The following is a 22,218-nucleotide window of genomic DNA, read 5'->3' on the forward strand; positions in this document are numbered from 1 at the left end:
CAACACCCCAATATAAATATTTTTCTAATATATTTCAGAACACTAGCTGTATTTCTTTACTTATTCAACACCCATATTGCTCAAATTCCAGGTTAAATCTTCTGGAATGAGGAACTGCAACACGGTTTTTAAATGTTCTGCATTATTGCCACTCACATAGCACTCAATAGCTAAGCCATTATTTCGATCTTGCTCAAATAACAATTGATTTTTAATCAAAATACGGGCGGTTTGTCGCGCAACTGCCAGCCCAGAGTCAATTAATGTCAGTTTCTGACCAAATATAGACTGAATTGCAGGTTTTAGGAAGGGATAATGTGTACACCCCAAAACTAAATAATCGGCCCCCTGATCGACCACCGGTTGCAAAATTTCTTTTAAGGTCGTTAAACATGCCTGGCTCATCTGTGCACCACTTTCCACAAAGGGCACCAAATCCAGACAGGTGACAGGAATAACCTTCACATTAGCAGGAATTGCGAAACGCTGGATGACGTCTTTAATCAGCTGACCACGAAAGGTTGCAGGCGTGGCAAGCACCGCCACGGTTTTGGATTTAGTTTGCAAAACGGCCGGTTTCAGTGCTGGTACCAGACCGATAATTGGAAAATTTTCTCCATAATGATCACGTAAATAATCCAGACTGAATGCAGAAGCAGTATTGCAGGCTACCACTGCGACTTTACATCCTTTCCGATACAGCCATTCAATCGCATGCGCCGTAAGCTCACGAATTTCCTGATCTTTTCGCGGCCCATACGGCACATGTGCAGTATCGGCATAATAAACAATACGTTCTTTGGGTAAATGTCTGGCAATTTCTTGTGCTACAGACAAGCCACCTATTCCAGAATCAAAAATCCCGATGGGTGCATCAGCTTGTGCCTTGGGCATTGGATCGATTAAAGGATAAACAGGATGAATGGCTGTCATGGTTTCACTTTCAGCAGTTCAAGAAATCGGAAGATCAAAGCTTAAACCTCAGGTGCCTAATTGCAAGTAAAAATCGCCACTTTGTAAGCTTAAAATGGTTTCATTTTTCTCATTTTCAAGCAGCTCTCCCATTTCAATTAAATGAAAAAAAACCGAGCGTTGAATTAAGGCGTTAATCCCGAAACGCACGTGTACATAAGGACGTAATTCACTTTCATATTCACGCATAAAAACTGCATGCTCCTGATCGACAATCACTATATCCTGGGTGGTCGTAGTGAATTGAATATAAGTCTTTCCATCAATCTCGACCTGGTCGACCTGATTGACAAATAAAGGCTCATCTTCCACCTCAATCTCAACCTGCTCAACCGGGGTTTTTAAGTAGAATTTGCCCTGTTCTTTCCAGAGCACGGTTGAGAACAGGTCAATCAGGGCTTGTCGTTTGATCAATTGACCTTCGTGCCACCATTCTCCATTGGCTTTTACCTTTAAATCCATTGTCCCACAATGCTTTGGGTTAAATTGATCCAGAGGCGGGATTGACCTTTTGTGACCGGCCTGTGCATCTTTTAAGTATTGTGCAATGTCTTTTAAATTTTTATCATCGCCAATAGCTACTTTTTTCGTCGGATTTGGTGAATTATTTTGATTAATCATGACTAAAGACCCTGCTGACGGAAAAATAATATGATTCAGCCAATTGGCTAGATCAAGGTTTAAAACTATACTAGCCCACAATATAAAAGGCACGATACTAAAATTGTGTCTGGGCATACAGAACACTCATGGCAGCACCGGAATAATGACGGTCGCCACCTTCTAATGATATGAGGAATCCTACATGGAACACATCGAACGTGAATCGATGGAGTTTGACGTCGTCATCGTAGGTGCAGGACCGGCCGGTCTTTCTGCAGCGATCAAGATCCGTCAACTTGCAATTGAAAATAACCTGAACGATCTGTCGGTTTGTGTGGTGGAAAAAGGCTCTGAAGTCGGTGCGCACATCTTGTCCGGTGCGGTACTGGAACCACGTGCCATGAATGAGCTGTTCCCGAACTGGAAGGAAGAAGGTGCACCTTTAAATGTTCCAGTGACCGAAGACAAGACCTATTTCCTGCTCTCGGATGAAAAATCACAAGAAGCGCCACACTGGATGGTGCCTAAAACCATGCATAATGATGGCAACTATGTCATCTCGCTCGGCAACGTAGTGCGCTGGTTGGGTCAAAAAGCGGAAGAGCTGGAAGTATCGATCTTCCCAGGTTTTGCCGCTGCTGAAATTCTGTACCATGCCGATGGTTCGGTGAAAGGCATTCAAACCGGTGACATGGGCATTGGCAAGGATGGCGAACCAACTCATAACTTTACCCCGGGTTATGAACTGCATGCCAAATACACCCTGTTTGCTGAAGGCTGCCGTGGTCACTTGGGTAAACGCCTGATTGCCAAATACAACCTCGATAAAGATTCAGATCCACAACATTACGGTATCGGGATCAAAGAGCTGTGGGAAATCGACCCAGCAAAACACAAGCCTGGTCTGGTGATGCACGGTGCCGGCTGGCCATTGTCTGAAACCGGTTCTTCAGGCGGCTGGTGGTTGTATCATGCGGAAAACAATCAGGTGACTTTGGGCATGATTGTCGATCTGTCCTATACCAACCCGCATATGTATCCGTTTATGGAAATGCAGCGCTGGAAAACCCATCCTTTAATCAAGCAGTACCTGGAAGGTGGCAAACGTATTTCTTATGGTGCGCGTGCCGTGACCAAAGGCGGCTTTAACTCGCTACCGAAATTTACCTTCCCGGGCGGATCGCTGATTGGTGATGATGCCGGCTTCCTGAACTTTGCCAAAATCAAGGGCTCACATACCGCGATGAAATCCGGCATGCTGTGTGGTGAAGCGGTATTTGAAGCAATTGCTGCCGGTGTAGCAAAAGGCGGTGACTTGGCGGTTGCGCGTGTGACTGAAGGTGAAGATTTATTTGCCAAAGAACTGACTGCTTATACCGACAAGTTCAACAACAGCTGGCTGAAAGAAGAGCTGTATAACTCGCGGAACTTTGGCCCAGCGATGCACAAGTTTGGCCAGTGGATCGGTGGTGCGTTTAACTTTATCGACCAGAACGTATTTAAAGTACCGTTTACCCTGCACGACCTGGTGACAGACTTCAGTGCCTTGAAAACCGTGGATGCAGTGAACTTTAAACCGAACTATCCAAAACCGGATGGCAAGCTGACCTTTGACCGTTTGTCTTCGGTGTTTGTATCCAACACCGTGCATGAAGAAAACCAGCCTGCTCACCTAAAACTGACCGATGCTTCAATTCCAGTGAATGTGAACCTGCCAAAATGGGATGAACCGGCGCAGCGCTACTGCCCTGCGGGTGTATACGAAATCATGGAAAATGATGACGGTTCTAAACGCTTCCAGATCAATGCAGCCAACTGTGTACACTGCAAGACCTGCGACATCAAGGATCCTTCACAGAACATCACTTGGGTAACACCAGAAGGTGGCGGTGGTCCTAATTACCCGAATATGTAATCCTCATATAAGATAAAAATAAACCCGCTAAAAAGCGGGTTTATTTTTGAGAGATTAAAACAACTTAAAATTTAAGTCGTAAGTGATGAATCAATCTTTCAATCACACATCTCTAATCACGTGTTTTAAATAAAAAATCATTAACCCTTCTGTACCAGATAATGAAACTCTTTATTGCCATTTTCATCTAAACGTTCTTCTTGTAATAACAGCTCATGCCCCAAATGCATACAGAATTTTGGAATATCCCAAGAAGTTGAATTATCCGTTGCGAATACTTCCACCACATCACCAGACTTGGATTTACGAATGGCCTGATGCAGCATCATCACCGGTTCCGGGCAACGTAGTCCACGGGTATTTAATTGAATGCTTGGCGTAACAGAGGGTTCAGACATCAGAAAACTCAGGTTTAAAAGCTGCGGTTATTTTAGCATAAACATACAGGTCCGGTGATATACAGTAAAATGAAGGAGATAGCCTGGTTTTCTGACTCAATTGCCTGTGATTTAGATGAAGATTAGCGATAGACAACTGTATTTTCTACGGTATGATTAAAATTACATTTTTTAGATATTAAGCGTCTTTAGGAAAGATCATGCACGAGGAATCAGGCCCGTCGTGGGGCATGCGCGGCTTACGCAAATGGCTGGGTACAGCACCCGAAACTCGCGACGAACTGTTAAAATTAGTACAAGATTCACGTCGTTTTTTAGAACCCGATACTGTTGCCATGCTTGAAGGCGTACTTGACCTTCCGGCAACAAAAATTCGCGAGGTCATGACCCCACGAACCGCCATGATCAGCTTGCAAGAAGATGATCAGCTGCTCGATATTCTGCATGTTCTGGTGGAATCTGCCCATTCACGTTTTCCTGTTTTTTCATCTGATCAACCGGATAATGTGGTCGGCATTTTATTGGCCAAAGACTTGCTGCCTTTTTTGACCGAACCCACATCTAAAGTAGATATCCGCGCACTCATGCGCCAACCGCTGTTTGTACCGGAAAGTGCGCGTTCCGATCAGGTTATGCGGATGTTGAAAAACACCCAGACCCATATTGCAGTGGTGATTGATGAATATGGCACCACTTCAGGTCTGGTCACTTTAGAAGACATTCTGGAAGAAATTGTCGGTGAAATTGAAGATGAACACGACAAGGTCGATGAAGAAGCCCAGTACATTATTCCCGATAACGATCCACACACGGCGAATACCTGGCTAGTTCAGGCACTTACACCAATTGAACACTTTAACAATGTTTTAGATGCTGATTTTTCCGATGATGAAGTAGAAACTGTCGGCGGTTTATTGCTTCAAGAAATGGGTCTAGTCAGCGATTTACAAGGTCAAGTAATTGAACTTGAGAATTGGGAATTTACCATTTTAGAAGCAGATGCACGTACTATTCATCTGATTCGAGCTGTCCGTAAATGAGAACTTACTTTGATAAGCTGTTAAATTCATCTCAACAACACAAGCAGCTCCCTTTTATTTATCCCTTTTTCATTTCGCTTTTTTCAGGTGCCTTATTCAGTTTTGCACTGGCACCTTATTATTACTGGTGGCTGGCCATATTGTCTCCAGCTTTGCTCTATGCTTCACTGCGTAAACGCTCTGCTCCACAGGCTTTTTTCATTGGCTGGGCTTATGGCTTTGGCTTGTGGTTTGTCGGTGCCTTCTGGCTGTATACCTCCATCCATGTCTATGGCGATACCAGTGCTTTCTTAAGCATACTGATGATTGCCTTTATGGCCTTGGTGATGGGACTATTTACCGCGCTGCAAACCTGGATCTATCGCCGCTTCTTCCCGGAAACACCCCTGACTTTTGCACCGCTGTGGGTATTCTTTGAATGGGCCAAAACCTGGGTATTTACCGGTTTCCCATGGCTATTTGTCGGTTATGCTTTTACCGAACGTTTCCTCGATAACTATGCGCCTTTATTCGGGATTTTCGGTGTTTCGTTTTTGGTGATTATACTGGCCTGTGCACTGGTGGAAATCCTGAATAAGCGTATATTCTGGGTCGTGCCTTCGGCGATCTTACTGCTGGGTGCATGGGGTGCTTCTTATCTTCAATTTGTTGAAAAAAAAGATGAGAAACCGCTTTCGGTTTCCCTGATTCAGGGCAATATTCCGCAAGACTTGAAATGGCTGACCGAATACCAGGTCAAAACCTTGATGATCTACGCCAGTTTAAGCCGGACTGAATGGGGACGGGATCTGATCGTCTGGCCGGAATCATCCATTCCAATGTTCCAGACTGATATTGAACCGTTTTTAGATGCCATGAAAGTTCAGGCCAATAAAACTGGGACAGCCTGGGTGACGGGTATCCCCTACTGGGATTTAAAAGAATCACAAGTTGAACAACGTCCGATGTACTACAACAGCATTATGGCAAGTGGTGATGAGTCGCATGGTCTGTATAAAAAACAGCGTCTGGTTCCATTTGGCGAATATGTACCTTTATCTGGCTGGCTCAGCTGGGTACTGCCTGCATTACAAAATGATCCGTCTATGAGCGGTTTTTCTCGCGGAGCACGCGACCAGAAACCGTTAAATGTGAAAAATCATGCGCTGGGTGCGGCCATTTGCTATGAAGTGGCTTATCCTAATCTGACCCGTCGCAATGCCAGTCAAAGCGATTATTTGGTCACTGTTTCTAATGATGCCTGGTTTACCGGTACAGCGGGGCCTTGGCAACATTTGCAGATGGTACAGATGCGGGCCAAGGAAAATGGACGCTGGTTTATTCGTGCCACCAATACCGGGGTGACGGCATTTATTGATCATCACGGACATATTGTCAAACAGGCACCGACCGATCACACCGCGATTCTTCGTGGTGAACTACCTGCGATGCAGGGCGAAACCTTGTATATGCGCTTAAGTGATTGGCCAGTATTGATTGTGTCATTATTGCTATTACTACTGGGTTGGCGCTTCCGTCCACGTAAGGTGGATGTTTCATTTAAATCACGGCGTTAGCTTTAAGTGTTCCCTCTCCTTCTAGGAGAGGGCTAGGGAGAGGTAAATTGTTTATGATTAATCGCCCTCATCCTCTTGCGGAATATATTCCTCATCCCAGAGGGAGAAGGAATAAAAAGGCACTAAAAAACCGAGGTCAATGCCTCGGTTTTTTATTGAATTGAATTTATAGCTGAGTCACCAAATAAGACATCATCCCCGTTAGAAATAGCATGGGAATATAACGATAAATTTTTACAATACTGTGCTCTAAGGTTGAAGCATGACCTTGTTTTAAGTTTAATACAGTTGCGTTTAATGCAGACCAAAAGCACAATACAAACAGGGCACTGAATAAACTGACGGCAAAAAAGCCAACCATAATCTGGCTACTGCCTTCCGTCGCATTCCATAAGCTTAGAATGCCCTGACTGATGGGAAGTAAGCTCAAAACTAAAAGAACAGACTTGAGCATTGCCCAATGAAACTGGTTAATTTCATCCGATATTATGAATGCTTTCATTCCATTCTCCTTGGCTAAAAATGCCTTCAAGAATATTATGCTCTATTTTAATTAAATAAAAAGACGATATTTATTCATATTTTAAAATTATTTTAATGAATAAATATGGGAATAATTATCATTATAAACACCAAATAGTCATTATTATATAATATTGTTAAAATTCAAAAAATTAACACATAATTTATAATTAAGATTTATTATCACTTCAGCTTCTATTGAATATTCATATGAAGTGAAGTGATATATTCGATAAATTAAAATAAATAGTGATTTCTAATTAAGGCTGATAATAAATATCGGCATCCGTATCTTCACCACCCTCTTTGCCATCAGCACCAAAAGAATATAAATCAAATGGGCGGCCTTCAGCGCCTGGAATCACATATTGAATATCATTGTCCCAGCTGTCTTTGGGATAGCCACCTTTAACATATCCGCCCGGCATCCAGTTTTTAGCCGAAGCAGGCTGATTCACCAGTGCATCCAAGCCGCCATCTTGCATAGACGGATATTTACCATTATCCAGTTTATATTGATCTAAAGCACCAGCAACGCCTTTTAAGGTAATGGAAGTGGTATCAACCTTGGCCTTTTCACCACGCCCCATCACATTAGGAACAATCAGTGCAGCCAATACACCTAAAATTACAATCACCACCATCACTTCAATGAGGGTAAAGCCAGACTGCTTCACTTGATATCGTTTCCCTTGCATCTCACTCTCTCGCACAATCATTATCTTTATAAAATGTAAAATCAGTTAAATCATATTGTTCATATTCACAATTGGCATCATCACAGCAATCACGATCACCAGCACGATACTTGCCATCAAGACCAGCATTAAAGGCTCAAGTAATGCCAGTAAAGTGGAAATCAGTGTAGTTACTTCCCGATCCTGCATGGTGGAGGCACGCTGCAGCATACGATCCAGCTCGCCGGATGCTTCACCACTTTTAATCATTTGTACCATCATCGCTGGAAAATAACCACTGCGTTCCAGTTGTGTCGCCAGGTTGCCACCTTCAGTGACACGCTCGGCCGCCTGGTTAACAGAGTCACGGATTACCCAGTTATTACTTACCGCGGCACCAATTTTAAGTGCATCGACCAAAGGTACACCAGACTGGGTCAAAATCGATAAAGTGCTGGCAAAACGTGCTGCATTTATACCACGCGATAATTTACCAAATAATGGCAATTTGAGCGTTAAACGATCAAAGGCATAATGCCCGGCAGACGTTCTTAAAAAACGTGCCAAAGTGATGAAACCCAGTACACTGGCGATCAGTAAAAACGGCCAGGCCACACGAATGAAATCACTGGCTTTCATCAGCACAACCGTAATCCACGGTAATGCCTCCTTGCTCTGGTCAAAAGTTTTGACAATATCCGGAACCACATAAGTCATCAGCCCCATCACAATGGCAAAAGACATCAGCATGAGAATAATCGGATAAATCATCGCGCCCTGCACTTTCTTTTGCATGGCAAAGCGGTTTTCGGTGTAATCGGCCAATTGATCCAGAATTAAATCCAGATGTCCCGAGCGTTCACCCGCTGCAATGGTGGCAATATATAAATCCGGTAAGCGTCCGGCCTGCTGCAAGGCATTGGCCAGTGAATAACCTTCCATCACTTTGGAATGCACTGACATCAACAGGTTTTGCACATGAGCCTTTTCATTTTGCTTGCCTACCGCCCGCAGCGCTTCTTCCAAAGGAATTCCAGCTGCCACCAGAACTGAAAGTTGACGGGTAAACAGGGCCAAATCATAGGCAGTGATTTTTTTCTGAAACCAGCGTTTTGAGTTATGCTTGTCTTTTTGCTCAACAGGATCAACCGTCACAGGAATAAGCGCTTTGTCTCTGAGCTGTTGACGGATTTGACGTGCCGAATCACCCTCTAACACGCCTTTTTGCTGCTTCCCTGAAGCATCAATGGCAGTAAATTGATATGCAGGCATTGTGATGCTCTAATTTTCTAAAATTTGCTTCAGCGCGGTTGCGTCTGACTACCAAAATCATTCATATTCTTAGCTATAAATGATTTGCTCACTCTAACATAACTCTATCCTTAGCACGACGAAATTTGATCAGGACCAGTTGACCTTTATTTATGCCAAATACACCACCGACTCTAGCCGACATTTATCGCATTCGTGTTGCCGTACCTGTACATCTCTATGACTGTTTTGACTACACCTTAACGGCTGAACAATATCAGCAAGCTGAAGTCGGGGCACGTGTGGCTGTGTCGTTTGGACGGCAAAATCTAGTGGGCATTATTGTTGAAAAATTAACGGCCGATACCCCGATTGATCCACGTTTTAAGCTCAAAGCCATCACTGAACTGCTGGATGAACAAGCGCTTTTAGATCAAAAAATTTTAAGCTTGCTGACCTGGTCCGCGCAATATTATCAATTTCCGATTGGTGAAGTATTTCAGAGTGCCCTGCCGACATTTCTGCGTCAGGGCAAACCCTATAATTTATTGGCCCGCATGTGGAAAGTTCTAGATTTACATGCTGAAGACAAGCTGACGCGCTCTGAAAAACAGCAACAGGCTTATAAAGTGCTGAAATTACATCCTCAAGGCACCACAGAAAATATTTTAAATTTAGCAGGAATTGAAACAACAACACTCAAAGTGCTGGAAAAGAAGGCGATTGTACAATGTATTCTGGAACATCAGGATTTTCGCCCGCAAGCGGTCACACTGGCACAAATGCCCTTAACCGCCAATGAAGATCAGAAAAAAGCTATTCAACAGGTGTTGAAAGCCCAGAAAAAATATCAGGCCTTTTTACTGGATGGCTTGACCGGGAGCGGTAAAACCGAAGTGTATTTGCAAATCATGCAAGAGGTACTGAAACAGGGTAAACAGGTCTTGGTTTTAGTGCCTGAAATTGGCCTGACCCCGCAGACCATCAGCCGGTTCCAGTCACGTTTTCATGGCAACATTGTACTACTGCATTCAGGACTGAACGATTCAAAGCGCCTGCAAGCCTGGCAAGCTGCACAAACAGGCAAGGCTTCGATTATTTTAGGCACCCGTTCAGCCATTTATACGCCGCTGCCCAATCTGGGACTGATCATTCTGGATGAAGAACACGACCTGTCTTTCAAACAGCAGGAAGGCTTTCGCTACCATGCCCGTGATGTCGCAATGTACCGTGCCCATCTGGAAAATTGTCCGATTATTTTAGGCTCAGCCACCCCGAGTATTGACAGCTATGCACTGGTTGAAATGGGGAAAATGACCCGTTTAGAACTGAATCAGCGTGCCGGTGCAGCCGTGATGCCAAAGATTCATCTGATTGACCTGAAAATTGCACAAAAACAGAATGGCATGAGCCAAAGTCTGATTGATGAAATTCAAAAACGTCTGGATAAAAAAGAACAGGTATTGGTGTTCCTCAACCGTCGCGGTTATGCCCCGGTACTGATTTGTGAAAGCTGTGCCTGGCAGGCCAAATGCCCGCATTGTGATGCCAACTTTACCGTGCATCGCCAGCCTTATCAGCATTTGCATTGTCACCACTGTGGCAGCATTCACCGTCTACCGGAACAATGCCCGCAGTGCAAGCATAGTGAATTAAAACCGATTGGTCTGGGCACCGCCAAAGTGGAAGAAAACCTGCAACAACTGTTCCCCCATTTCGACGTGATTCGGGTCGACCGCGATTCCACCAGCCGGGTCGGCAGCTGGCAAAAAATTTATGACAAAATCCAGAAAAGTGAACCGGTGATTTTGCTCGGCACCCAGATGCTGGCCAAAGGACATCATTTTCCCTATGTCACTTTAGTGGCTATTTTAGATATTGATTCCGGCCTGCTCAGTGTCGATTTTCGTGCCACCGAACGCACGGCACAACTGATTGTACAGGTCGCTGGTCGTGCCGGACGCGGTGAACGCAAAGGTGAAGTCTATTTACAAACCCTGCGGCCGGATCACCCTTTGCTGAATACCTTAATTGACAAGGATTACCGGTATTTTGCCAAACAGACCTTAAAAGAACGTCAGGCCGCAGCTTTGCCACCTTTTCGTTATGCAGCATTAATACGCTGTGAATCGAAAAGTCAGGAACAGAACCAGGAATTTTTACAGCAGCATGCTCAGGCGTTAAGACAGGTTTCGGAAAACCTGATTGATATCTGGGGACCGATTCCTGCCCCGATGGAACGTAAGGCCGGGCGTTATCAGGCGCATATGGTGCTGCTGTCACAAGATCGGGCCCGATTACATTTTTATATCCGTACCTGGTGGCAAAATATGTTGCATGAAAAGCCCTCAAACATGAAACTGACACTCGATATAGATCCTCAAGAATTAAGCTAAATCAACATTTATGCTGTGCTTAAATTCCTTGAAATTAAAATAAATTCCAGGACAAACTAATGTCGCTACTGTTACAAATTACGATTTTTCTGGGTGCTTCGCTGCTCTTGGTGCCGCTCGCCAAGCGTTTTGGCATTGCCACGGTACTCGGCTATTTGTTTACAGGCATTCTGCTCGGTCCCAGCGTATTGAATATGGCCAGCGATCCGGACGCGATTCAGGAACTGGCCGAATTTGGCGTCATCTTGCTGATGTTCATTATTGGTCTGGAGCTGCGTCCACAACGACTGTGGGAAATGCGCAAATCCATCTTTCTGATGGGCAGCTTACAAGTCGGCATTACCGGAGTTATTCTGGCAGTCGTGACTTTTTTTGCCTTACAGCAGAATCTGGCCGCCAGTTTTGTGATTGGTATGGCGCTGGCGCTATCCTCCACTGCCTTTGTGTTACAGCTGCTCTCAGAAAAGCAGCAACTCAACACCACCTTCGGGCAACAATCTTTTTCTATTTTACTGTTTCAGGACATTGCGGCCATTCCCCTGCTGGCGATTATTCCCTTACTGGCAGGTACTGAATCGACCCACCATGGAGTGGCCTACTTTGCCGCCATTATTGCCACCTTTAGCGGTTTGTTCCTGTTTAGCCGCTATATGATGCGGCCATTTTTCCGCTTTGTGGCCAAAAGTGGCGCGCATGAACTGATTACCGCAGTCGGCTTGTTTATTGTACTGGGTGTCGTGGTACTAATGGATGTACTCGGCATCAGTACCACCCTGGGCGCTTTCTTAACCGGGGTGTTGCTGGCCGACTCCGAATTCAGGCATGAACTGGAAGCCAGTATTGCACCGTTTAAGGGACTGCTGCTGGGCTTATTCTTCATGACGGTGGGCATGACCACACAATTATCCCTGCTGGTAGATATGCCCTGGTTGATTATTGGCGGTGCCCTCATTTTAATGCTGGTCAAAAGCATCACCCTGATGGCGATTGCCCGTTATTTAAACTATTCATGGCGTAACAGTTTGCTGCTGGCCACCTGTCTGGCCCAAGGCGGTGAATTTGCCTTTGTGGTGCTGAAAGTCGCGACGAGTGAAAAAGTTCTTACTCAAGCCATGCTTGAACCTTTGACCCTGATTGTGACCCTTTCCATGGTGCTCACCCCAATGTTTTACTGGTTGATCAGTCGCTGGATTATTCCTTTAATAGATAAAGAAAAAACGCCAGTTTATGATGAAATTCCAGATATCCATAACCCGATGATCATTGCCGGTTTTGGCCGTTTCGGCCAGATTATTGCCCGTATTGCCCATTTACAACACCAGTCTTTTACCGCGATTGACAGTAACCTGGAAAAAGTCGATTTCGTACGCAACTATGGCGGCACGGTATACTATGGGGACGCGACACAACCCGATATTTTACGTTCCGCAGGCATTGAACACGCCAAAGTTTTTGTCCTAGCGATTGATGATATTGAAGACTCCATGAATGTGGCACGTCATATTCGTTTAAACTATCCCAATCTGAAACTTTTGGTGCGTGCCCGAGACCGTCATCATGTGCATTTACTGCGCGATTTAGGTGTCGAACAGATCTGGCGTGAAACTTATTTATCATCGCTAGGTATGGCTTATCGCGCTTTACGCGAATTAGAGATTAGCGAAGAAGATGCGTATAAGAGTATTGAACTGTTTCGTGATTACGATGAGAAATTATTGCTTCAACAGCAACGGGTTTATACTGATGAACAGAAAATTTATGAGACCCATCGTAATGCACTGGCAGAACTTGAGCATTTATTTGAAAGTGATGCGCAAATTCGTCAAGAACCTACTGGCGTCAATTTACAACGCGGCTTAGCACATCAGCGTATTGATGTCACAAGAGATGATAGTAACTAGCTTGTGTTTTACAATATAGACACCATTAACACGGGCTATTGGAGAAATTTATGTCTGAATTACGTCAACGCTTTTATATTGAAAATTGCCCGATTCGTGGTGAAGTGGTTCATCTGGAAAGCGTTCTGCAAACGATTCTTGCGCAACGTGATTATCCGCAAGCCATTCAAATCCTTTTGGGGGAAATGCTCAGCGCTACCGCATTGTTAGCCAGCACCCTGAAAATTAAAGGCCGGATCAGCCTGCAAATTCAGGCAGCTGGAACTTTTAAATGGGCTATGGCTGAATGTAACCATCTAGGCCAGCTACGTGCATCAGCCGATTATGAAGAAGATCCACGCTTTTTTCAGGCAGAAAACAGCAGCACGGTATTTAATGCCCTGGTCAATCCGATACTGTTTATTAATATTGAGCCTGAATTCGGTGAACGCTATCAGGGTATTATTGCCTTAGAGCATGATACTTTGGCCGGCTGTCTGATGCAGTATTATGATTTATCTGCACAAATTCCAACGAAAATCGTTTTATCCAGCACAGCTGAACGTTCTGGCGGTCTGCTGATTCAGCTCTTGCCACGCAATAGTGAAGAAGAGCAGCAACGTGTGGATGAAGACCTCTGGCCACGCCTGACCATACTGACCGAGACATTGAAAGCCGAGGAACTCACAGATTTGGAACCGACTGAAATTCTTTACCGTCTGTACAATGAAGAAGATGTGCGTTTACCTGAAGCTGAACAATTAAGCTTTGGTTGTACCTGTTCTAAAGAGCGTTGCGCCAATGCCTTGATTCAAATTGGTGTGGAAGCAGTACGTGAAACTTTAGAGTTCCAGAATCCCATTACCATGGATTGCCAATTCTGTAGTACCCGCTACACATTTACTGCGGAAGAAGCCTTTGGTTTATTTGGCAAACACTTAAGTTAATTTGATCAAGTAAATAAAATCAGAGCAGTAATAATAATTACTGCTCTTTTTTTATCTGGCCAAAATAAAATACATCATTTTTTACTTCCTTTTATAGCGTTTTTTTACACTTGTATTTTAAATATTTTAGCGTAAAATCCGCTTTCAAAATAAAGCAAAACAATCTCAAATAATGCTTTATTTCTAATGCATAAAAATAAATTAATAATTGGAAATATTGACCACATGAACACAAAAATAATGCTTAGTCTATTATTACTGCTGACCTGTCCTTTTATTCATGCAAAAGCTCCTGACTTGGTAGGGACATGGAAAACGATTGATGATAAAACAGGATATGCCCGTGCTGAAGTTCTCATCACCAAGCAAGAAAATGGCGCTTATCGGGGAACAATGATCCAAGTCCATGCCATTCCAAACCGTAGCGCTATTGATCATTGTGAAAAATGCAAAGGAGCACTCAAAAATGCCTCTCTGATTGGCTTACCGATCTTGTCAGGCTTTAAGCAAAACCCTAAAAAGACAGATGAATTTATTGATGGTCAAGTACTTGATCCCCTTTCAGGTCATGTCTATCAAGGTAAGGGTCGTCTCAATACACGAGGCAATGTCCTGACCTTACGTGGCTTTATTGGTACTAGCCTGCTGGGCCGTACCGTGTCCTGGATTAGAGTGAATTAACATGCTTTTCATTCAGCACAAGTTTTTATCTCCATCCTGTTAAAAACTTGTGCATCCTCCAGATTTATAATCTTAAGATTCAGTTCAAGTCTCATTTATGAACTATGAAATAAATTATTTTTTATTAATAACTTGGATATACTAAAAGATAAACTCACTTACTAAAAATTATAAGAATAATAATTTCTTCATAAAAAACTTTATTTTGGCATTCAGCTTAAATATTAATTAAATAAAATTTTAAATTTTTAATATCCAAATCGAATATTTTTTAATCAAAAAGAAATTAAAAAATAACTCCCTTAGCACTATTAATTATTTATGTGACTTATTTATCAATTTAATCATTTGATTTTATAGATACTTATCGCTATAAATTAGGCGTTTTACTCTAAAATTAAAAAATAGTTCATTCAACAGGGGAAATTAGTGAAGAATTTATATAAAGGGATTTTGACCGGGGTAATTTTAGCTGCTGTTTCATCTTTCAGTTTTGCTGAAAATGATCCATTGGTGGGTAAATGGAAAACCATTGATGACCGGACCGGCTATTCTCGTGCGGATGTAGAAATTAGCAAAAAGCCAGATGGCACTTATGAAGGAATCATCGTCGCAACCCGGAGTGTACCCGGTACAGAAAAAATGGTCATCTGTTCCAGTTGCCCGGGCAACTTAAAAAATAAGCCTTTTATTGGCTTACCCTTTATTTGGGGCTTTACCCAAAATCCGGACAATCCTCGTGAATTTAACAATGGCCGTGTACTTGATCCGGTTGGTGGCAAAATCTATAAAGGCAAGGCACGTCTTAGTGCCAGTGGCAAGCATTTGAATCTGCGCGGTTATGTCGGAATTTCCGTGATTGGGCGTAGTGTGACCTGGATTAAATATTAATCGCATTCAGCATTTTTCAAGGTTCCGGTTACGGAGCCTTTTTTTGTCATAATTTGAAACAATAAGGCACAGATCAATACTGTTTCAGAACTATGAAAAGCATAATAATGATTAAAACATGATCAAACCCAGATTCCCATTATATGCCTCAAAATCATTATGAAGTTCTTGGCATTAACCGAAATGCCACCCAAGATCAAATCAAGAAAGCCTACCGGAAATTGGCTCGAAAATATCATCCCGATGTCAGCAAAGAAACCGATGCTGAAACAAAAATGCAAAGTATTAATGTCGCTTATGACACGCTAAGCAATGAAGAGAAAAAAGCTGAATACGATTTCCAGCTGGATCATCCTGAAGCTTTTTATCAATCTGGAGCACAGACTGGCACAGGAGGTTTTGACCATAACCAATTTTACCGTCAGGGTTTTAACCAGCAGCAGTCCGATTTTAGTGGTTTTGAAGACCTTTTTGGACGTTTTGGTTCTGGTTTTGGCGGAGCCAACTACCAATATCAAAAGCAACAGCACCAACAACAACGCAGTTATCAGGGTGAAGATCAACATGCAAGTATAGAGATTGATCCGGCAATTGCTTATCAGGGAGCCACTCAGCAGATTACCTTGCAGATTCCGACCTTAAATGCCTATGGCGAGCCGGAGGTTCAACGCAAAACTTTGCAGGTCAAAATTCCTAAAGGCATGAAAGAAGGACAAAATATCCGTCTCTCTGGACAAGGACAAAGTGGCATCAATGGCGGTAAAAATGGTGATTTGTACATTGAAATTCACTATAAGGATACTGCACGGATACGGGTTGAAGGTGCCGATATTTATTACAATGTGAATATTTCCCCTTGGGAAGCCGCCTTAGGTCAAAGCATTGAAATATCTACGCCTGAAGGTAAAAAAATTCAGGTAAACGTGCCTAAAAATGCCAAAACAGGTCAACAGCTACGACTCAAGGACCAAGGGATTCCAAGCAAAGTACCCGGTCATCTCTATCTGGTTTTAAATATTGTTTACCCAACTGCGCAAACTGAACATGAACAGCAGGCTTATCAGGCTTTTTCCGAAGCCTTTACCAAGTTTAAGCCTCGCAATGATTAAGGAGAACATCATGACGACCATTCATTATCGTGAAATTATATCTGATGAATTTAATCCTGCAGATGTCATTGATGAACATTACAGTTTTGATTTAAAGCATTTCGCGGATGCATGCGGACAAAGTCCGGAGTGGGTTTTACAGCTACTTGAATACGATATTTTAGACACGCGCCCAGAAGAAAGAATTCATCAATTTTTTGGTCACGATGTTTCGCGTGCACGTCGGGCCTACCGTTTGCAGCGCGACTTTGATGCCAGTTTTTCTGCGGTGGCAATGATGCTGGATTTAATTGATGAGGTACAGCAATTACGTAAACAGGTCAGACACTTGAATGTCAAAAATGCTTAAAGGTACTTTTCAGTCTCCCTGCTATCTTTTATAGATAGGTAGGTGATGACTGACTATTTTGTTCTGAAATTCAATGCTGGAGAATAATCTAGGCTTATGAAAACCAAAGAATGTAATAAAAAAGTGAAGCGTATGTTTCCTGAGCATCAAGAACTCATCCACAAATTGCGTCATGATGATCCTCATTTCGCAAAAATATTTGAGAGCCATCAGGAACTGGATAAAGAAATCGCTCAACTTGAGCTTAATCCAGTTAATTTAGTTAATGAGGATATTGATTTATTGAAGCGCAAGAAGCTGAAAATGAAAGATGAAATTTATAGAATACTAACCCAAAATGCTCAGGTCAGTTGATCTGGCAGCATACAGCAAATGGCCGAGAGCATTTTTTAAATTTAATTGAACTGTGCTGATTGTGCATCGAACACAGTGAATATGGATAAAAATTTGCTGAAAACTGACCTTTATTTAAACTTGGTCAGTTTTTCAACTTCTTTCATAGTTTCTTTGACCGAGTGCTTAATCGGCTCATAGTTTAAAAACCAGAACAGGTTCACGCGTTGATCCTGATGCTGTTGGGCCAGTAAATCAATGACACTCTTTTCCCCACGCCCCACCAGATGGCGACGATAAAAATAATAAACCAGCAGTATCGTCGTGATCAGCATCACGATCAGCATGCTCCAGAACCCGGTCGGAGATTTTAAGCCTGGAATAAACTCAAAATTCATTCCGTAAACCCCGGTCAATAAGGTTAAAGGGGCAAATATCGCGGTAATAATGGCCAGAATCCGCATGTTTTCATTGGTCTGGTTGGCAATTGCAGAAAAATGTAAATCGATGGCTGCCTGAATTGAAGCACGAAGACGAACCGTATGTTTTTGAATTCGACCCACATGGCTGACCAGATCATCCATCCGTACCAGCATAATATCCTGCCGTTCAGACTTCTTCTTGCCTTTTAAATGAGGGTAATTATCGACAATTTCGTCCCGCAGTTCTTGTAAGACATCTATTTGTTCTTCGCAAAGATTCTCCACTTGTTGAAAAGACATACTTTCCTGCAATAACTGATTCCATTTGGTAAATCTGCGATGACCTTGCAGTAATTCTTGCTGCCAGAACTCGACACGTCGGGTCAGAGGTACACGCAAATCTAAATAACCATCGATCATGCTATTTAACAAACGTAAAGCTAAATCTAGAGGTGTGGTAGAAACCTTACGCGATTTGTTTTGATCTTGCACAGAACGGGTGAAATTCATTTCAATCCGGGAAATATAATTTTCAACCGCTCTATTGCCTTGCTCACGCACCGTAATCAGCGCCTGAGGTGTAATGATAAAACTCACCGGTGTGGTGGCTAAACCAAACATCTTTTCATGCTGTTCCAGCGCTTGTGCTCCGATTTTTATATCATCATCCGGAGTAATCAGTTTACGGAAAATCAGCAGGTCATAATCTTCCAGAGTATCGAAACTACAAGGATGCTCCAAATTTAAAATATCTTTCATATGAAATTCATTTAATATCAGCTGAGTATATTGATAGATTTCTTTTTGCCACTCATCCGCACGATTCACGACATCTTCCCGGGTGCAATCAATCCACAGAAAGACAGGTTCGGCTGTAACATTTTGGGTTTTCTGTACAAAAATATGCTGTTCAGTGGGATGTTGGTAGAAATAATAAACCTGCATATCAACAATTCTCTAGGGTACTTTCTTATTGTTTAATTAATGGAAATTTCAATAATTTAATCATACTATCGGCGATGAAATTATCAGCTGTGCGAAAGTGTTAAGCAATAACATACAACTGGATTTACATATTTTAAACCGAATTTTTTCGCTGCCCATAAAAAAGCCCCGAGCCAGCCAAAGTGATTGCTTTGACGAAGCTCAAGGCTTTTTTAATCATTTTCATTCACATGAGCTTAGTCATGTGAAATTCAAACCATTAAGCTTGTTCGATGTCTTTCATGGTCAGTTTGATACGACCACGGTTGTCGACATCGGCCACTTGAACCTTGATTTCCTGACCTTCAGACAATACGTCTGAAACGTTAGCAATGCGTTCGTTCGAAATTTGAGAGATGTGAAGCAAACCATCAGTACCCGGAAGAATGTTCACGAATGCACCGAATTCAACGATACGAATCACTTTACCTGTGTAGATTGTACCTGGTTCGATTTCAGCAGTAAGCGCCTGGATTTTCGCAACTGCAGCCATCGCAGCAGCTTTAGTTTCACCAAATACGCGAACTGTACCGTTGTCTTCAATGTCGATTGCTGCTTTGGTTTCTTCAGTAATTGCGCGGATGGTCGCACCACCTTTACCAATCACGTCACGGATCTTGTCAGGGTTGATGCTGATCACCTGGAATGTCGGCGCGTACATAGAAATTTCAGGACGGGCACGTGAAATCACCTGGTTCATCGCATTCAGGATGTGCATACGACCTGCATATGCTTGATTTAACGCAACTTCCATGATCTCTTCAGTGATACCTTCAATCTTGATATCCATTTGAAGTGCAGTAATACCGTTTGCAGAACCTGCAACTTTAAAGTCCATGTCCCCAAGGTGGTCTTCGTCACCCAAGATGTCAGAAAGTACTGCGAAACGCTCGCCTTCTTTCACTAGACCCATTGCAATACCGGCAACTGGTGCTTTAAGTGGAACACCTGCATCCATAAGTGATAATGAAGCACCACATACAGAAGCCATTGAAGATGAACCGTTTGATTCTGTGATGTCAGATACAATACGGATCACGTACGGGAAGCGGTCAGCTGCCGGAAGTACGGCTTGAACACCACGACGCGCCAGACGACCGTGACCGATTTCACGACGTTTAGGACCAGATTCACGACCAGTTTCACCTACCGAGTATGCAGGGAAGTTGTAGTGAAGCATGAAGTTATCAGTTTTAGTACCCGCTAATGTATCTACCATTAACGCATCACGTGTATTACCCAAAGTCGTTGTTACCAAGGCCTGAGTTTCACCACGTGTGAATAATGCAGAACCGTGAGCACGGTCTAGAACGCCAACTTGTACGTCAAGTGCACGAACTGTTTTGGTGTCGCGACCGTCAATACGTGGTTTACCTGACAAAATGTTGTCACGTACGGTACGGTATTTAAGGTCTTCAAAGAGTTCGTTCAAGTCATCTGCAATGCCAGTTTCGTCATTTTCAGGAACGAATTGAGCAACTGCTTCAGCTTGAAGTGCATCCAATGCCGCATAACGGTCTTGTTTCACCGCAATGGTATAGGCTTCAGAAATTTTCGCTTCAAATGCTTCTTTTAATTTTGCACGAAGGTCTTCATTTTTCGCTGGAGCAACCCAAGTTGATTCTTTCACACCCGCAGCTGCAGCGAATTCTTTAATGGCCTGGATTGCAATTTGCATTTCGTCATGACCGAAAAGCACAGCACCTAACATTTGGTCTTCAGAAAGTTCTTTCGCTTCAGATTCAACCATCAATACTGCAGATTCCGTACCTGCAACAACGAGGTCAAGGTCAGATTCTTTTAACTGTTCATTGTTCGGGTTAAGAACGTATTCACCGTTGATTAAACCAACACGCGCACCACCGATTGGACCACGGAAAGGCGTACCTGCAATAGCAAGTGCTGCTGAAGTACCGAGCATTGCTGCAATATCGGCTTCCATAGTTTTATCAGAAGATACCACAGTCGCAGTGACCTGAATTTCGTTGTAATAACCTTCTGGGAACAATGGACGGATTGGACGGTCGATTAAGCGTGAAATTAAAGTTTCAGCTTCAGACGCACGGCCTTCACGTTTACCGTAACCACCCGGGATACGACCAGCAGCATATTGTTTTTCTTGATAGTTAACAGTCAGTGGGAAGAAGTCCTGACCTGCTTTAGCAGTCGGTTGAGCAACCACGGCAACCAGTACGGTTACACCGCCCATAGTAATCAGAACGGTGTTGGCTTGACGCGCAACACGACCTGTTTCTAGTACAACTTGATGTTGACCAAATTGAAATTCTTTACGAACAATATTAAACATTGACATGTATTTTTCTTTCCTAGTTCTTTTGAACAGTTATTCTAGTGGAGACCCCTAAGGTTTGGCATTCACATCAACTGCATAAATGACAAAGCTTAGAAGCCGACCTCACTAGACTATAAAATGTATGAATACACTATTTTTAAACACAAAGAAGGAGCGAAACAATCGCCCCTTCCCCATTACCTAACCAAAGCCAGGTATATTCTTAATTTTCAGCAATACAGCATTTAACATGCAATAGTCCGAAAAAATAAGTTTAATCGAATTAACGACGTAAACCTAAAGCAGCGATCAAAGCGCTGTAACGAGTAGCGTCTTTACCTTTAAGGTAGTCAAGAAGCTTACGACGTTGGTTAACCATACGGATAAGACCGCGACGGCTATGGTGGTCGTGTTTGTGTTCTTTAAAGTGACCTTGCAAATCATTGATTTGGGCAGTTAAAAGAGCTACTTGAACTTCAGGTGAACCAGTGTCGTTTTCAGCGCGAGCAAATTTAGCAACGATCTCTGCGCGATCTGCGTTTGTTAAAGCCATTCGATTTCTCCGAGATGCTTAAAAATTACATTTGATAGAAATCAATTGATTTCTCAATTGACTGCCGTGCATCACTACAGCAAGTGCGTTATTTTAAGGGAAAATCCGGGGGATTGCAAAAAGAGAAACCGCTTTTCATTTTTTTATATCAATTCATTGAAAATTATTCATTTTTTATTTTATCCCTTCCACTTTGAATTGATACCTTAACGCTTAACGTTCATTCTAAAAAACTGGGGAAACTGTGTTACCCATGAAAGCGCCTCTTTTTATTTTCCCGTTACGGATTGAAGATAAAAAAAAGCCCAAGCTAGGCTTGGGCTTTTTTTGCGCTGTAGTTTCTTATGTTTTAATTATTATTCTTTTATTTATAGTCATAATTTACGCTTTTCGCGTTTATCGTTATAAACATTCCTTGTGTGAAGCTTTACTTCCTTATGTGGTAG

At 42.9% G+C, this 22,218-nt stretch carries 20 protein-coding genes; 11 read left to right on the forward strand and 9 right to left on the reverse strand.

The window, feature by feature from the left end; all coding sequences use genetic code 11:
* Positions 1 to 60: 60 nt before the first annotated feature.
* Both murI and FTU91_RS00255 read right to left on the reverse strand, forming a co-directional pair.
* The gene (murI, locus tag FTU91_RS00250; RefSeq protein ID WP_086195252.1) at positions 61 to 933 is read right to left on the reverse strand and encodes a glutamate racemase; all 873 of its coding nucleotides are present in this window, start codon (positions 931 to 933) and stop codon (positions 61 to 63) included.
* Between the two features lie 48 nt (positions 934 to 981).
* The gene (locus tag FTU91_RS00255) at positions 982 to 1,593 is read right to left on the reverse strand and encodes a DUF1285 domain-containing protein (protein WP_180080129.1); all 612 of its coding nucleotides are present in this window, start codon (positions 1,591 to 1,593) and stop codon (positions 982 to 984) included.
* A 184-nt stretch (positions 1,594 to 1,777) separates the two neighbouring features.
* Here FTU91_RS00255 and FTU91_RS00260 point away from each other — a divergent pair, with 184 nt between their 5' ends.
* The gene (locus FTU91_RS00260) at positions 1,778 to 3,490 is read left to right on the forward strand and encodes an electron transfer flavoprotein-ubiquinone oxidoreductase (RefSeq protein WP_180080131.1); all 1,713 of its coding nucleotides are present in this window, start codon (positions 1,778 to 1,780) and stop codon (positions 3,488 to 3,490) included.
* Positions 3,491 to 3,630: 140 nt separating this feature from the next.
* Here the strand turns inward: FTU91_RS00260 and tusA are convergent, their stop codons facing one another.
* Positions 3,631 to 3,888: a sulfurtransferase TusA gene (gene tusA, locus FTU91_RS00265; RefSeq protein WP_086195249.1), complete on the reverse strand. Its 258-nt coding sequence runs from the start codon at positions 3,886 to 3,888 to the stop codon at positions 3,631 to 3,633.
* A gap of 200 nt (positions 3,889 to 4,088) precedes the next feature.
* Between tusA and FTU91_RS00270 the strand changes: the two genes are divergently transcribed.
* Both FTU91_RS00270 and lnt read left to right on the forward strand, forming a co-directional pair.
* Positions 4,089 to 4,928, forward strand: coding sequence for an HlyC/CorC family transporter (locus tag FTU91_RS00270; protein WP_086195248.1), 840 nt, complete (start codon positions 4,089 to 4,091; stop codon positions 4,926 to 4,928).
* On the forward strand, positions 4,925 to 6,484 hold the full coding sequence (gene lnt, locus FTU91_RS00275) for an apolipoprotein N-acyltransferase (RefSeq protein WP_180080134.1): 1,560 nt from the start codon (positions 4,925 to 4,927) through the stop codon (positions 6,482 to 6,484). The genes FTU91_RS00270 and lnt overlap by 4 nt, the downstream gene beginning before the upstream one ends.
* Positions 6,485 to 6,650: 166 nt before the next feature.
* On the opposite strand, the gene FTU91_RS00280 is transcribed toward lnt, so the two are convergent.
* The 3 genes from FTU91_RS00280 to gspF form a co-directional block, all read right to left on the reverse strand.
* The gene (locus tag FTU91_RS00280; RefSeq protein WP_180080137.1) at positions 6,651 to 6,986 is read right to left on the reverse strand and encodes a hypothetical protein; all 336 of its coding nucleotides are present in this window, start codon (positions 6,984 to 6,986) and stop codon (positions 6,651 to 6,653) included.
* 280 nt (positions 6,987 to 7,266) lie between these two features.
* Entirely contained in the window at positions 7,267 to 7,704 is a 438-nt protein-coding gene (gene gspG, locus FTU91_RS00285) for a type II secretion system major pseudopilin GspG (RefSeq protein WP_086195245.1), read from the reverse strand.
* A gap of 45 nt (positions 7,705 to 7,749) precedes the next feature.
* Complete coding sequence (gspF, locus tag FTU91_RS00290) at positions 7,750 to 8,955, reverse strand: type II secretion system inner membrane protein GspF (RefSeq protein ID WP_166169485.1); 1,206 nt, start codon at positions 8,953 to 8,955, stop codon at positions 7,750 to 7,752.
* A gap of 152 nt (positions 8,956 to 9,107) precedes the next feature.
* Between gspF and FTU91_RS00295 the strand changes: the two genes are divergently transcribed.
* The 8 genes from FTU91_RS00295 to FTU91_RS00330 all read left to right on the forward strand — a co-directional run bounded on the left by FTU91_RS00295 (position 9,108) and on the right by FTU91_RS00330 (position 17,541).
* A complete protein-coding gene (locus FTU91_RS00295) occupies positions 9,108 to 11,330 on the forward strand; it encodes a primosomal protein N' (protein ID WP_180080140.1) in 2,223 nt (740 codons plus the stop codon).
* A gap of 59 nt (positions 11,331 to 11,389) precedes the next feature.
* Positions 11,390 to 13,231, forward strand: a complete 1,842-nt coding sequence (locus tag FTU91_RS00300) for a monovalent cation:proton antiporter-2 (CPA2) family protein (protein WP_180080143.1) — start codon at positions 11,390 to 11,392, stop codon at positions 13,229 to 13,231.
* 50 nt (positions 13,232 to 13,281) lie between these two features.
* Positions 13,282 to 14,157: an Hsp33 family molecular chaperone HslO gene (locus FTU91_RS00305; protein WP_086195241.1), complete on the forward strand. Its 876-nt coding sequence runs from the start codon at positions 13,282 to 13,284 to the stop codon at positions 14,155 to 14,157.
* 225 nt (positions 14,158 to 14,382) lie between these two features.
* On the forward strand, positions 14,383 to 14,838 hold the full coding sequence (locus FTU91_RS00310) for a DUF2147 domain-containing protein (protein ID WP_180080146.1): 456 nt from the start codon (positions 14,383 to 14,385) through the stop codon (positions 14,836 to 14,838).
* 429 nt (positions 14,839 to 15,267) lie between these two features.
* On the forward strand, positions 15,268 to 15,729 hold the full coding sequence (locus FTU91_RS00315; protein ID WP_180080149.1) for a DUF2147 domain-containing protein: 462 nt from the start codon (positions 15,268 to 15,270) through the stop codon (positions 15,727 to 15,729).
* Between the two features lie 143 nt (positions 15,730 to 15,872).
* A complete protein-coding gene (locus FTU91_RS00320; RefSeq protein ID WP_180080152.1) occupies positions 15,873 to 16,838 on the forward strand; it encodes a DnaJ C-terminal domain-containing protein in 966 nt (321 codons plus the stop codon).
* Between the two features lie 10 nt (positions 16,839 to 16,848).
* Positions 16,849 to 17,187, forward strand: coding sequence for a chaperone modulator CbpM (locus FTU91_RS00325; RefSeq protein ID WP_166169495.1), 339 nt, complete (start codon positions 16,849 to 16,851; stop codon positions 17,185 to 17,187).
* Between the two features lie 96 nt (positions 17,188 to 17,283).
* Positions 17,284 to 17,541 carry a YdcH family protein gene (locus tag FTU91_RS00330; protein WP_086195236.1) on the forward strand — a complete coding sequence of 86 codons (258 nt, stop codon included), beginning with the start codon at positions 17,284 to 17,286 and terminating at the stop codon, positions 17,539 to 17,541.
* Between the two features lie 110 nt (positions 17,542 to 17,651).
* On the opposite strand, the gene FTU91_RS00335 is transcribed toward FTU91_RS00330, so the two are convergent.
* The 3 genes from FTU91_RS00335 to rpsO form a co-directional block, all read right to left on the reverse strand.
* The gene (locus tag FTU91_RS00335) at positions 17,652 to 18,887 is read right to left on the reverse strand and encodes a magnesium transporter CorA family protein (protein WP_180080155.1); all 1,236 of its coding nucleotides are present in this window, start codon (positions 18,885 to 18,887) and stop codon (positions 17,652 to 17,654) included.
* Between the two features lie 259 nt (positions 18,888 to 19,146).
* A complete protein-coding gene (gene pnp, locus FTU91_RS00340) occupies positions 19,147 to 21,234 on the reverse strand; it encodes a polyribonucleotide nucleotidyltransferase (RefSeq protein ID WP_180080235.1) in 2,088 nt (695 codons plus the stop codon).
* Positions 21,235 to 21,502: 268 nt separating this feature from the next.
* Entirely contained in the window at positions 21,503 to 21,772 is a 270-nt protein-coding gene (rpsO, locus tag FTU91_RS00345; protein ID WP_005007057.1) for a 30S ribosomal protein S15, read from the reverse strand.
* Between the last annotated feature and the right edge of the window lie 446 nt (positions 21,773 to 22,218).

The organism is Acinetobacter sp. YH12201 (genome assembly GCF_013418145.1).
Lineage (GTDB): Bacteria > Pseudomonadota > Gammaproteobacteria > Pseudomonadales > Moraxellaceae > Acinetobacter.